This is a genomic window from Pseudomonas typographi, assembly GCF_014694385.1.
GTDB classification, from domain to species: Bacteria; Pseudomonadota; Gammaproteobacteria; order Pseudomonadales; family Pseudomonadaceae; genus Aquipseudomonas; species Aquipseudomonas typographi.
On the sequence record NZ_JAAOCA010000006.1, the window covers coordinates 76,192 to 89,545 of the forward strand.

The window sequence follows — 13,354 nt, forward strand, 5'->3', positions numbered from 1 at the left end:
CGGGTAAACAAAGCAGTGCGAAGCCTAGCACTTACGCCATAGGTGGAGTTAACCCCGCCACCCACCTAGAATCGCCTGCACCCTTTAATGGAGCCTTGCCATGCTGTTGGTGATTTCCCCGGCCAAAACCCTCGACTACGAAACCCCACCGGCCACACCTGAGTTCTCCCAACCGGAGCACTTGGACGACGCCCAAGTGCTGATCGAGCAACTGCGGCAGCTCGACCCTGCCCAAATCGCCCAATTAATGGGCCTGTCCGACAAATTGGCGGGCCTGAACGCGGCGCGCTTCGCCAGTTGGAACCCAGCGTTTACCCCGCATAATGCGAAGCAGGCGATCCTGGCGTTCAAGGGCGACGTGTACACCGGCCTTGCCGCCGACCGTTTCAACGCGGGTGATTTCGCCTTTGCCCAGCGGCACCTGCGCATGCTCTCCGGGTTATACGGGGTGCTGCGCCCGTTGGATTTGATGCAACCCTACCGCCTGGAAATGGGGACGAAACTGGCCAATGGCCGGGGCAAAGACCTCTACGCCTTCTGGGGCGAGCGTATCAGCCAATGGCTGAACCGGGCCCTGGCCGAGCAGGGCGACAACCTGCTGGTGAACCTGGCGTCAAACGAGTACTTCACCGCAGTCAAACGCCCCGCACTGAAAGCACGGGTGATAGACACCGAATTTCGCGACCTGAAAAACGGCGAATACAAGATCATCAGCTTCTATGCAAAAAAAGCCCGCGGGTTGATGAGCCGCTTCGTTATCACTGAACGGCTACAACAGGCCGACGACCTTAAAGCCTTCGACCTAGACGGCTATTACTTCAGCCCGGCGCGCTCCAGTGACACAAAACTGGTGTTCCTGCGAGATTCGCCTGCCTAATGGGTGCCCCAGAAGTCCGCACACTGATTGGCTGTGGCGGGTGCTGCCGGGCAAGGCGCCGTGGCCCATCATCGCAGGGTTATGGCAAGCGGCAACCTGGCCCGGCAGCAAAAGGCGCCGCTGGCCGGTGCAATTAACTTGCGAGGCACCTGCAGTTTCGCGGTGCACTGCGCCGTTCGCGCAGGGATATAAGCGCATAAGAAAGTGCCACAGCGGGCGCGGCAACGCTGCCCGGGTGAAACGGAAACCGCCCCAGGTAGGCGGCCGCTGGCCGAAACAGCCTAGTTGCGCCTCAACTGGGTGCAATAAACCGATACTTTAACGCCCCGCCCCATCGTGCACATATAGCTTTTGACGGCTTTCCGGCGCCAATACTTAGTCGCTTTTTCCCTGGCACAACAAGTACTTGCGCCGTTTGTAGATTTTTCACCTCGGTATTACAAAAAATTTCACAGTGCTGGCAAAAAAATACCAGGCACGCGCCAAGCCACGCCGTACAAGGCTTTGGTACCTGGTTAGTGGCACAATGGCACTATCCAAACCCCGCTAAACCCTTAAGAAAAGTCTGCCACCGGTCGGGGCCGTTCGGAACTTAGTGGGGTTATAGTCGCTCATACCACCCGTAACGATTCTCGAGCGGTGTGTAGGAGATGACGTACAAAGTGCGTAAAAGGGACGAACAGCCGAAGGGCGTGTTCAGCTGACTGAACGGGAACTGGCAACGCCCATAAGTTTAATCTCAGGAGAGAACAGCACAGTAACCCTCAACCCAGGGTCAAGTCGGAGCCCCTTCCGCGGGCTCGTACAGATCGGCTTATATGCTTGGTTCGCAAAGACAACTCCAATAAGCGAAGGCAAGTAACGACGAGAAGGTGAGCCGTTTTGTAATAAAGACTGGCTACATTCCAGGGCGAATCTGTTAACACGGGTTCAGCACTGCCCCTGTTGGGCACTCTGCCTTGAGTGCTCGGAATTAAATAGGCCTGCAACAGTGAAGCGGCAATCGGATGGCAAACTTTTTGCCAGGTTTCCGAGTGGCTGAGTACTGCCGGTTAATTAAACCCAGTCTGGCTCGTTAGTTGAGCTGGCGTGAAAACACATGAGGTGAATGCGATGCGTATCAGCATCTTTGGTTTGGGCTATGTTGGCGCTGTTTGTGCGGGTTGCCTGTCGGCCCGTGGTCATGATGTGATTGGCGTGGATGTCTCCAAGGCCAAGATCGACCTGATCAACCAAGGGAAGTCGCCAATCGTCGAACCGGGCCTTGAAGAGCTGCTGGCTCAAGGCATCCAGACTGGCCGCCTGAGTGGCACCAACGATTTTTCCCAAGCGATTCGCGATACCGACCTGTCGATGATCTGCGTGGGTACCCCAAGCAAGAAAAACGGCGACCTGGGCCTGGAGTTCATGGAGTCGGTGTGCCGCGAGATCGGCTTGGTACTGCGTGATAAAACGTCGCGCCATACCGTGGTGGTTCGCAGCACAGTATTGCCGGGCACCGTCAAGAACGTGGTAATCCCCATCCTCGAAGAGTTCTCCGGCAAAAAAGCTGGCGTCGACTTCGGCGTGGCGGTCAACCCTGAGTTCCTCCGCGAAAGCACCGCCATCAAGGACTACGATCATCCGCCGATGACCGTGATCGGTGAACTGGACAAAGCCTCCGGCGACGTGCTGGAAAGCCTGTACAGCGAACTGGACGCCCAGATCATCCGCAAGGCCATCGAAGTGGCCGAGATGATCAAGTACACCTGCAACGTGTGGCACGCCACCAAAGTCACCTTCGCCAACGAAATCGGCAACATTGCCAAGGCCTGTGGCGTCGATGGTCGCGAAGTGATGGATGTGGTTTGCCAAGACACCCACCTGAACCTGTCCAAATACTACATGCGCCCTGGCTTCGCCTTCGGCGGCTCCTGCCTGCCCAAGGACGTGCGCGCCCTGAACTACCGCGCCAGCTCCCTGGACGTCGAAGCGCCGCTGATCGGCTCGCTGATGCGCAGCAACGAATCGCAGGTGCAGAACGCCTACAACATCGTTGCTAGCCACGACAAGCGCAAGGTCGCCCTGCTGGGCCTGAGCTTCAAGGCCGGTACCGATGACCTGCGTGAAAGCCCCTTGGTAGAACTGGCTGAAAAGCTGATCGGCAAGGGCTTTGAGCTGAGCATCTACGACCGCAACGTCGAGTACGCCCGCGTTCACGGGGCGAACAAAGAGTACATCGAGTCGAAGATCCCACACGTCTCGTCCCTGCTCAATTCGGACTTCGACGCCGTGGTCGACAACGCCGACGTGATCATCCTGGGTAACAGCGATGAAAGCTTCCGCAAGCTGGTTGATAACGTTCCGGCCGGCAAGCACGTGGTCGACCTGGTGGGGTTCATGAAGAACACCACCAACGTGCAAAAAGGTACCGAAGGTATCTGCTGGTAACCGAGCACCCGTGGCGCTTGCTTCAAGCGCCACGGGTTCTTCGACGCCTGCCCATAGACATTCGGGCCGCCGCTGGTCGGGCGCCCCGATAACGAGACGGATGCAGATATGCTCAGGCTAAAGCACGGCCTGCTACAGGCCGCCGGTTGGCTATTTTACTTGTGCGCGTTGATGGTGCTGGCCCTGGCACTGCCAGAGCGCCTGTTCAACCCCGATTCCAAGGATTTCATCTTCCTGATCGGCGCCGTGGGAATCTGGCGCTATTCCATGGGTGCGATCCATTTCGTGCGGGCGATGGTCTTTCTCTACGTGGTGTATCCCTTCCTCAAACGCAAGGTAGCCAAACTGGGCGACATCACCGACCCTTCCCACGTATTCCTGATGGTCACCAGCTTTCGCATCGACGCTGGCACCACCGCGGCCGTATACGGTTCGGTGATTCGCGAAGCGATCGAATGCGGCTACCCCACCACTGTCGTGTGCTCGCTGGTCGAGATGTCCGACGAACTACTGGTCAAGGCGCTGTGGGAACGCATGAACCCACCGGAGCGCGTTGCGCTGGACTTCGTGCGGATTCCCGGCACCGGCAAGCGTGATGGCTTGGCCTATGGCTTTCGCGCCATATCGCGCCACCTGCCCGACGAAAATGCGGTCGTGGCCGTGATCGACGGCGACACGGTGCTCGGCGAAGGCGTGGTGCGCAAAACCGTGCCGTGGTTCGCCCTTTACCCCAATGTTGGCGGCCTGACCACTAACGAGTTCTGCGAAGTACGCGGCGGCTATGTGATGAGCGAATGGCACAAGCTGCGCTTTGCCCAACGCCACATCAACATGTGCTCGATGGCGCTGTCCAAACGCGTGCTGACCATGACCGGGCGCATGTCGATGTTCCGCGCGACGGTCGTCACCGACCCTACCTTCATCGCCGACGTCGAAAGCGACTCGCTGCAGCATTGGCGCCTGGGCCGCTTCAAGTTCCTCACCGGGGACGACAAGTCGAGCTGGTTCAGCCTGATGCGCCTGGGCTACGACACGTTCTATGTGCCCGACGCGAAGATCAACACCGTAGAACACCCGCCGGAGAAGAGCTTCTTCAAGGCGAGCCGCAAGTTGATGTACCGCTGGTATGGCAACAATCTACGCCAGAACTCGCGGGCCCTGGGCCTGGGCATGAGCCGCCTGGGTGTGTTCACCTCGGTGGTGCTGTTCGACCAACGCGTGTCGATGTGGACCAGCCTGCTAGGCCTGACCACGGCGCTCATCGCCGGGGTCAAGTACCACGTCGCGTACCTGATGGCTTACTTCCTATGGATAGGCATCACGCGCCTGATCCTCACCGTGCTGCTGTCGCTTAGCGGCCACCCGATCGGCCCGGCTTACCCGCTGATCTTGTATTACAACCAAATCGTCGGCGCCCTGATGAAGATCTACGTGTTCTTCCGCCTCGATAAGCAGTCCTGGACTCGCCAGCCCACTGCGCTTAAACGCGATCTCGCCAGTTTTCAACAATGGTTCAACACCTGGTCGTCTCGGACAATGACGTTCTCGGCAGGCAGCATCTTCGTTGCTGCGCTGTTCGCGATCATCTGACCGGGCCTCAATGGATTAAGTAGGAAAAATCGCCATGAATACAGCCGTCAACCCCAACGTGGTTCATGAGTCCGAAGCCCAGCGCCAGTTCGCCCGCGTACGGATTCCAGCCAAACTGCGCTTTATCGGCCCGAACCGGGAAACCCAGGAAGTGAAGGTCGAAGAACTTTCCGCCGGTGGGTTCTCCTTCGTCAGCACCAAGCCGCTCAAAGAGGGCGAGATCTACCGCGGCCGCCTGATGTTCGTGATCGACAACCTCGGCCTGGGCATGGACATCGAGTTCCAGGCACGCTCCGTGGACCGCGACGGCCGCATCGGCGCCCAGTTTCAAAACCTGGAGCAGTCTGACATCGCCACCTTGCGCCACTTGATCACCTCGCATATGAGCGGTGAGCTGGTGACCGTGGGCGACGTGCTCGGCACCCTGCAGCGCGATAACTTCACCAAGGCGCGCAAAGACAAAAAGCTCCAGGATGGCCGCGGTTTCTTTGGCCGCGCTACTGCGGTGGGCTTCAGCCTGGGCGTGTTCATCGTCGGGGTCGCCGCGTTTGGCTACGTGCTGCATTCCATCTACGGGGCCTACTTCGTGACCCACGCGCAAGCGGCCGTGGTCAGCGTACCGGGCACCAACATCACCATGCCACGTGACGGTACCGTTTCGAGCCTGGTCGGCCCCGACGGTGTCGCACTCAAGGGCTCGCCGCTGGCCACCTTCAGCACCAGCATGCTCGATGTGCTCAAGGGCCACCTGGAAGAAGCTGACCTGACACCGGCCAAAGTGACCGAGTTGTTCGGCAAGCAAATGACTGGCACGCTGACCTCGCCCTGCGATTGCGTAATCGCTCAACAGTTGGTTGCTAACGGCCAGTACGCGAGCAAAGGTGACGTGATCTTCAATCTGGCGCCACGCGACGCTACCGCCAACGTCGATGCCCGCTTCTCCTACAGCGACTTCCAACACGTGCGCCCCGGCACCCGTGTGACGTTCCATGTTGCCGGCGAAGACAACACCCGGGACGGCACCATCGTCTCCAGCACCCCGTTGAAGACCGATGAGCTGTCGTCGGACCTGCGCGTCAGCATCAAGCCTGACCAAGCCCTGCCTAGCAGCTTGGCTGGCCGCCCAGTAGAAGTGTCCAACGATCGCGGCCCGAACCTGGACTGGCTGATCGACAAAGCCGTGGCGCACGGTTTCTGAGCGGGGGCCTAAGGAGATGACCGTGGCAGATACCTTCAAGAAGCTGCACAGGCCCGCCCTACTAGGGCTGGCCGTGGCCATCGGCCTTGCCGGTTGCGCCGGGTTGCCTGACCAGCGCCTGGCCAATGAGGCACTGAAGAACGGCGACATCGCGCTGGCCCAGCGCAACTACCAGCAACTGGCCGATATGGGTTATGTCGACGCACAGATCGGCTTGGCCGATACCTGGGTCGACAGTGGCGACCCTGCGCAATTGGCCAAGGCCGAGGCGACCTACCGGGCCGCCGCTGCCACCTCGCCACGGGCGCAATCGCGCTTGGGCAAGCTGTTGGCGATGAAACCCAACGCCACCGAAGCCGAACACCACGAAGCCGAAAGCCTGCTTAAACAGGCCTTCGACAATGGCGAGCCCGGCGTGCTGATGCCACTGGCCTTGCTGTACCTGCAATACCCGCAAAGCTTCCCGAACGTGAACGCGCAGCAGAAGATCAGCCAATGGCGCGCCGCCGGTTACCCGGAAGCAGGCCTGGCGCAGATCGTGCTGTACCGTATTCAGAACACCTACGACCAGCACCTGGGCGAGGTTGAGAGCATCTGCAAGCAGGCGCTCAATACCAACGACATCTGCTACGTAGAGCTGGCCACGGTTTACCAGAAGCAGAACCGCACCGCCGACCGCGATGGCTTGCTGCAAGACCTGAAGAACAAGTTCGCTTTCGGTTTTGTGTCTGGGCAACGGGTCGACAGCGTAGCGCGCGTGCTGGCAGACCCCACGCTCGGTACCCCCGACCCGAAAACCGCCAAAGAACTGCTGGAGGCCGCTGCGCCCAGTTACCCGGCGGCGTACATCAGCCTGGCGGACCTGGAATACGGCAACCCGGACCTGGCCGACATCGACCAAATCAAGGCCAATATCGACAAAGGCCACGATGCCGACCCAACCCGCGCCGAACTGCTGCTGGGGCGCATCGCCTATGAAGGCAAAAGCGGCGTGCCGGATGCCAAGGGCGCGTTGGAACACTTCGAAAAATCGGTGCCCGAGCAAGTCAGCGGCTATTACTACATCGGCCAAATCTACCGCCGCGGTTACCTGGGCTATGTGGAACCGCAAAAAGCCGTAGACAACCTGCTCACCGCCGCCCGGCGTGGGCAAAACAGTGCCGACTTCGCCCTGGCCCAGTTGTATTCCGGTGGCCGCGGCACGATGCCGAACCTGACCAACGCCTATGTGTTCATCCAGTTGGCCAAGGCCCGCATGCAAGCTATCGGTCAGCCCCGCCCGGAGGTCGACGAGTTGTTCCAAACCATCGAGCAGCAAGTTACACCCGAACAACGTGCGCAAGCTCAACAAATACTGCATCAAGAGATGGCCGCCCGTGGTGCCATGAGTCAGGATAGCGCCGCGGTGGCGATGCACGCCCTGCCAGAAAATCAAGAGGGTGAGGACGAGTCTCTATGAAGCTTAACAACTGGATGTTGGCCGGTATTGGCCTGGGGTTTGCCACATTGTGGTCGTGCCCGACCTTGGCGGCGTTGACCGCTACAGATAACTTCGGCTTGGAAGTGAAAATCACTGGGCAATCTGAAGATGACCGCGACCTGGGTACCCGCTCCGGCGGTGACGTCAACGGTATCGGCCTTGACCTGCGCCCATGGGCCTATGGGGAAAGGGGCAACTGGAGTGGTTACTTCATGGGCCAAGCGGTGGCCGCCACAGACACCATCCAAACCGACCCATTGGTACAGCCAGGCCAAGAAAGCGTAAGCGGCAACAACCGCTACTACAGCAAGGACCGCGAAGCCGATGACAGCTACTTGGCATTGCGTGAACTGTGGGTGGGCTACAGCGGCCTGACCCCGTATCCAGGCGAAATCATGAAGTTCGGCCGCCAGCGCCTGCGCCAGAACGACGGCCAGTGGCACGACAACTACATCGAATCGCTGACCTGGAACTTCGACACCACCCTGTTGCGTGCCGATGTCGGTGTGGGCCAGCGCTTCAGCGACTACCGCACCGATTATTCGCGCTTGGCACCCGACGACAAGGACCGCACCCACATCTGGGGCGACGCCTCGTACCAGTGGACGCCCGGCCAATGGGTCGGCATCCGTGCCCACCACATCCATGACGACGGCAAGCTGGCCCACGCGGGCGAAGAAATCGACGACTTGGATAAAACCGAAAACGGCAACCTCACCTGGTTGGGCCTGGAGGCGGACAGCGATGCCTACAACCACCGCAACCTCAACGCGCTCAACTACTGGGGCAGCCTGACCTACTTGACCGGCAACCGCCACACGTTCGACCGCAGCACCGACACCACCACCGGCCTGGTGACTGCCGGCGACCGCTACAGCGACCACGTCAACGGCTGGGCCACCGACATCGGCTTGCGTTACCGCCTCGACCCGCAATGGCAGGTTGGCGCCGCCTATGCCCGGGCAAGCAAGGATTACCAACAGAACGGCCTGCAAAGTAACCGCTCGAACTGGACCGGCACCCGCTCACGTATCAGCCGTTTCGGCGAGGCGTTCCAGGCCGAACTGGCCAACGTACAAACCGCTTCGGTGTTCGCGTCCTGGGAGTTGCAAGAGGACTACGACGCCAGCTTGATTTACCACAAGTTCTGGCGTGTCGACGGTAATTCGCCGATTGGCCAAAGCAACATCAACGCCGCTTACGAAAACACCGACAGCAACGGCGACTTGTCGCTGGCCACGCTGCCGCTCAATGACGGCGAGAAAGACCTGGGCCAAGAGATGGACCTGGTCGTGACCAAGTACTTCAAGCAGGGCCTGCTGCCTGCCGCCGTCGCCAAAAGCTTGGACGACCCTTCCGCGCTGATTCGCTTGCGTGCCGGTGTGTTTAAGCCGGGCGATGCGTATGCCGGCGGCGTCGATAACTACATGCACCGCGCCATCGTCGATGTGATCTGGCGTTTTTGATGCGTACCGCCAATGGAGTGCATTTGAGATGAAACATCCTTACAGCAGTGGCCACAAACCCGCATGGCCGTTCGCTGCACTGGCCGGGGCGTTGTTGCTCGCCGGCAGCGCCGCGTGGGCCAACCCGGCGCCGGCACCGGCACCGGGCAAACCCGGCGCGGTGAAGGAATTGCAGGAAGCCAAAACCTATAACATCACCGCAGCCGACGCCGGGCCCCTGGCCATGGCGCCGCCGAAACTGCCCGACCTCAGCGGTTACACCGTTGAGGCCGCCAAGGGCAAGGTCGACCGTAGCAAGCAAGGTAAGGTCGCCGTTCGCCGCATGATGCAGGAAAGCCCTCTCAAAGCCTTCATCGGCGGTGACAACAAACTGGCGGCCTGGGTAGGCAAGCAACGTGGTATTCCGGTGGCGATTTTTATCGACGGCGGTTACATGAACTTTGCCGACCTGGCTAAAACCGTGCCGAAACAGTACCTGCACGAAACCGCGCCCGGGATCTGGGTCGCACGGGTGCCTATCGTAGTTTCCCATGGCGCCACCCTGGAAATCGACGGGCGGGTTAAAGACCTGCGCCTGTCCCAGGACGGCGGTTCGTTCCTGGTCAACGACGGCAAGCTGTTTACCTTCGACACCAAGGTCACCGGCTGGAGCGAAGCGGCCAACCGCCCGTCCACCTTCAAGAGCCCGGATGAGTTCCGCCCGTTCTTGGTCAGTTGGGGCGGCACCGAGACGTACCTGGTCAACACGGTAATGGCGAGCATGGGCTACAACGCCTCGAAATCTTACGGGGTTTCGATTTCCCAATACACGCCGAGCATGAAGGCGCAGATGAACCGTGAAGAGCCCACCGGCTGGATCATCGGTTCGACCTTCAGCGACATGTGGTACGGCTACTACTGCTATGAAACCCGCGACTTCGTGGTCAAGAGCAACACCTACAAAGACAACGTGATCTATGGTATCGACCCGCATGACCGGTCCCATGGGTTGATCATCGCCGACAACGATGTGTACGGCACCCACAAAAAACACGGGATCATCGTCTCCCGTGAGGTGGACAACAGCTTCATCATCAACAACCGCAGCCACGGCAATAACCTTTCCGGGGTGGTGTTGGACCGGAACAGCGTGGGCAACGTGGTGGCTTACAACGAGATTTACCAAAACGACAGCGACGGCATCACGCTGTACGAAAGTGGCGACAACCTCATTTGGGGCAACAAGGTGCTGGCCAACAAGCGCCACGGCATCCGGGTACGTAACAGCACCAACATTCGCCTGTACGAAAACATCGCGATGGCCAACAAGCTGACCGGCGTGTACGGGCACATCAAGGACCTGTCCAACACCGACCGCGACATCAAGCTCGACCCGTTCGACGCCGAAGTGTCGCTGATTCTGGTGGGCGGGCAGCTCTCCGGCAATGGCACCGGCCCGCTGGCGATCGACTCGCCGCTGTCGGTGGAGCTGTACAAGGTGTCGATGCTGGCCCCATCGAAATCCAGCGGCATCACCTTCAACGGTGTGCTGGGTGACAACCAAGCAGAAATCATGGACTTGCTGGTACGCCAGCAAAAAGCGGTGCTGATCGACCCGGTCGAGAGGCAGTCGGACATGGCGCAGGATTGAGGAAGACCTTCATGTATTCACCGTTGATCAAATGGTTCGGTTTGTCTGGCTTGGCGGCGGCGCTGTACGCCGCGGCGGGTATGGCACAGGCCGCAGACGTCCAGGCGCCCAACTTCACCGCGCAGCCCTGCTGCCAATTGTGCCCGGCCGCAGCCGATGCGAAGAACTACGTGACCCGCTACCAGCGTAACTTCACCACACTGGTGCAGGGTGAAGGCGACTGGCTGTTCCGTACCATCGAAGACCTGCGCACCGAATTCAAGACCAGCCCCGAGGGCTACCGGCGCATGCAAGAGCTGCACGATGCCTTCAAGAGCAAGGGCGTAGAAGTGGTGATCGTGTACCAACCCACCCGGGGCCTGGTAGACCGCGCGCACATGTTGCCTGCGGTGCGCGACAAGTTCGATTACGCCACGGCGCTGAAAAACTACAAAGACATGCTTGGGCGCTTCGCCGCCATGGGCTACCACGTACCCGACCTGTCGCCGTTGACCAACGAGCAGCAGGCCCACGATTTCTACTTCCGTGGCGACCAGCACTGGACCCCTTATGGCGCCCAGCGTACCGCCCAGATCGTGGCCGATACCATCAAGCAGATCCCGGCCTACAAAGACGTGCCCAAGCATGAGTTCGAAACCAAGCTGTCGGGCCGCATGGGCAAAACCGGAACATTGCAGAACATGGCCGGCCAACTGTGCGGCACCAGCTACGCCATCCAGTACATGGACCAGTTCTCTACCGAGCCCAAGGGTGAGGCAGGTGATGGCGACCTCTTCGGCGACACCACGCTGCCGCAGATCACCCTGGTAGGGACGTCGCACAGCGGCAAGAACTACAACTTCGCCGGTTTCTTGGAACAAGACACCAACGCCGATGTGCTCAACGTCGCCTTCCCCGGCGGTGGTTTCGAAGGCTCGATGCTGCAATACCTGGGCAGCGAGGACTTCCAGAAGAACCCACCGAAGATCCTGGTATGGGAATTCTCCCCGCTCTACCCGCTGGACCAGGAAACCATCTACCGCCAGATGATGGCCATGATGGGCAATGGCTGCGAAGGCAAAACGGCTGAGCTTACTGGCAAGGCCACGCTCAAGCCCAACCAAATCAGCGAGTTGCTCGTTAACGGACGCAACGGCATCAAAGAGCTTGAGAACTACAACCACCAGATCGACATCCGCTTCGCCGATACCTCGGTCAAGCAGATGAAGGCGACCCTTTGGTACATGAACGGCCGCCACGAAGACATCAAGATCGAGAAACCTGATACAGCCGATACCGACGGGCGCTTCGCCTTCGAACTGCGCGACGATGCCGACTGGCCCAAGCAAAACTTGCTCGCGCTTGAGTTGCACGGGCCGGAAGACCCCACGGCGGGGCCGCAGCAAGTCGAAGCGTCGATCTGCAAACGTAACGTGTTCCCCGGCGTGAAAACGCAGCAAAACGCGCAAGCCGGGCTGTGAGGTGACGATGAACCACGTAAATACCCCCAAAAGCCGCAACCTGCTACCCCGTGTGCTGGCTTCAACCTTACTCGGCCTGGCGCTGGTTGGCCCGGCCGCGTGGGCGGCTGGCACCTTGGTGCCGCCGCAGGGTTACTACGAAGGGATCGAAAAAGCGAAGGACAAAGACGACAACTTCAGTTGCCCGGCCGTACCCAAGCCCTACACCGATACACTGCAATTTCGCAGCAAGTACGAAGGCTCCGATAAAAGCCGGTCCACCTTCAATGCCGCCAGCGACCAGGCATTCCGTGATGCCACCAAAGACATCACCAACATGGAGCGCGGTGTTTCCAAACTGGTGATGCAGTACATGCGTGATGGCCGCCCGGCACAACTGGACTGCACGCTGAACTGGCTGACCACCTGGGCCCAGGCCGGGGCGCTGGAGTCCACCGACTTCAACCACACCGGCAAATCGATGCGCAAATGGGCATTAGGCAGCATGTCGTCATCGTACCTGCGCCTTAAGTTCTCCGAGGCCCATCCGTTGCAAGGCCATGAGCAACAAGCCCAGCAGATCGAAGCGTGGTTCAGCAAGTTGGGCGACCAGGTGGTAAGCGACTGGAGCAACCAGCCCTTGGAGAGGGTCAACAACCACTTCTATTGGGCAGCATGGTCGGTGATGGCGACCGCCGTGGTGACCAACCGCCGCGACCTGTTCGATTGGTCCGTCAAGGAGTACAAGACCGCCGCCAGCCAGGTCGACCCCGACGGGTTCCTGCCCAACGAGCTCAAGCGCCAGCAACGGGCCTTGTCGTACCACAATTACGCGCTGCCGCCGCTGATGATGATTGCCAGCTTCGCCCAGGCCAATGGCGTAGACCTGCGCGGTGAGAACAATGGGGCACTCCAGCGCTTGGCCGATCGGGTGCTAACGGGCAGCAAAGACCCGTCTGCGTTCCAGGCCAAGAACGGCCAAAAACAAGACATGACCGACCTTAAGGTCGACAGCAAATACGCCTGGCTCGAACCCTACTGCACGCTCTATACCTGCTCACCCGATACGCTGCAGCGCAAGCGGGATATGGAGCCGTTCAAAACGTTCCGCCTGGGCGGTGACCTGACCCGAACCTTCGACCCGGCTGGCGAGAAAAATGGCAAGGGCCAAGCGAAGGGTAATGACAGCGGCGATGAAAAGGACCATGACCAGTGGTGACCCGGCTGGCCTGAAAGGGCCATAG

General features: G+C 59.8%; 9 protein-coding genes. All 9 read left to right on the top strand.

Annotated elements, in window-relative coordinates; translation table 11 throughout:
- The first annotated feature begins 100 nt into the window (after nucleotides 1-100).
- Complete coding sequence (gene yaaA / locus HAQ05_RS06055; protein WP_190418450.1) at nucleotides 101-877, top strand: peroxide stress protein YaaA; 777 nt, start codon at nucleotides 101-103, stop codon at nucleotides 875-877.
- A gap of 1,113 nt (nucleotides 878-1,990) precedes the next feature.
- A complete protein-coding gene (locus HAQ05_RS06060; RefSeq protein WP_190418452.1) occupies nucleotides 1,991-3,307 on the top strand; it encodes a nucleotide sugar dehydrogenase in 1,317 nt (438 codons plus the stop codon).
- A gap of 108 nt (nucleotides 3,308-3,415) precedes the next feature.
- Nucleotides 3,416-4,897, top strand: coding sequence for a mannuronan synthase (alg8, locus tag HAQ05_RS06065; RefSeq protein ID WP_190418454.1), 1,482 nt, complete (start codon nucleotides 3,416-3,418; stop codon nucleotides 4,895-4,897).
- Between the two features lie 34 nt (nucleotides 4,898-4,931).
- Nucleotides 4,932-6,095: an alginate biosynthesis protein Alg44 gene (locus HAQ05_RS06070; protein WP_190418456.1), complete on the top strand. Its 1,164-nt coding sequence runs from the start codon at nucleotides 4,932-4,934 to the stop codon at nucleotides 6,093-6,095.
- 22 nt (nucleotides 6,096-6,117) lie between these two features.
- Nucleotides 6,118-7,554: an alginate biosynthesis protein AlgK gene (locus tag HAQ05_RS06075; protein ID WP_420825748.1), complete on the top strand. Its 1,437-nt coding sequence runs from the start codon at nucleotides 6,118-6,120 to the stop codon at nucleotides 7,552-7,554.
- 14 nt (nucleotides 7,555-7,568) lie between these two features.
- A complete protein-coding gene (locus HAQ05_RS06080; RefSeq protein WP_420825750.1) occupies nucleotides 7,569-9,041 on the top strand; it encodes an alginate export family protein in 1,473 nt (490 codons plus the stop codon).
- A gap of 28 nt (nucleotides 9,042-9,069) precedes the next feature.
- The gene (algG, locus tag HAQ05_RS06085; protein ID WP_190418461.1) at nucleotides 9,070-10,671 is read left to right on the top strand and encodes a mannuronan 5-epimerase AlgG; all 1,602 of its coding nucleotides are present in this window, start codon (nucleotides 9,070-9,072) and stop codon (nucleotides 10,669-10,671) included.
- 11 nt (nucleotides 10,672-10,682) lie between these two features.
- Complete coding sequence (locus HAQ05_RS06090; protein WP_190418463.1) at nucleotides 10,683-12,131, top strand: alginate O-acetyltransferase; 1,449 nt, start codon at nucleotides 10,683-10,685, stop codon at nucleotides 12,129-12,131.
- Nucleotides 12,132-12,138: 7 nt separating this feature from the next.
- Nucleotides 12,139-13,329 carry a mannuronate-specific alginate lyase gene (locus tag HAQ05_RS06095; protein ID WP_190418465.1) on the top strand — a complete coding sequence of 397 codons (1,191 nt, stop codon included), beginning with the start codon at nucleotides 12,139-12,141 and terminating at the stop codon, nucleotides 13,327-13,329.
- Nucleotides 13,330-13,354: the final 25 nt, after the last annotated feature.

Bases quoted from the DNA above. Each gene is read 5' to 3' on its own strand.
- alg8 (WP_190418454.1), top strand. From the start codon at position 3,416: ATGCTCAGGCTAAAGCACGGCCTGCTACAGGCCGCCGGTTGGCTATTT.
- yaaA (WP_190418450.1), top strand. From the start codon at position 101: ATGCTGTTGGTGATTTCCCCGGCCAAAACCCTCGACTACGAAACCCCA.
- HAQ05_RS06090 (WP_190418463.1), top strand. From the start codon at position 10,683: ATGTATTCACCGTTGATCAAATGGTTCGGTTTGTCTGGCTTGGCGGCG.
- HAQ05_RS06080 (WP_420825750.1), top strand. From the start codon at position 7,569: ATGTTGGCCGGTATTGGCCTGGGGTTTGCCACATTGTGGTCGTGCCCG.
- HAQ05_RS06095 (WP_190418465.1), top strand. From the start codon at position 12,139: ATGAACCACGTAAATACCCCCAAAAGCCGCAACCTGCTACCCCGTGTG.
- HAQ05_RS06060 (WP_190418452.1), top strand. From the start codon at position 1,991: ATGCGTATCAGCATCTTTGGTTTGGGCTATGTTGGCGCTGTTTGTGCG.
- algG (WP_190418461.1), top strand. From the start codon at position 9,070: ATGAAACATCCTTACAGCAGTGGCCACAAACCCGCATGGCCGTTCGCT.
- HAQ05_RS06070 (WP_190418456.1), top strand. From the start codon at position 4,932: ATGAATACAGCCGTCAACCCCAACGTGGTTCATGAGTCCGAAGCCCAG.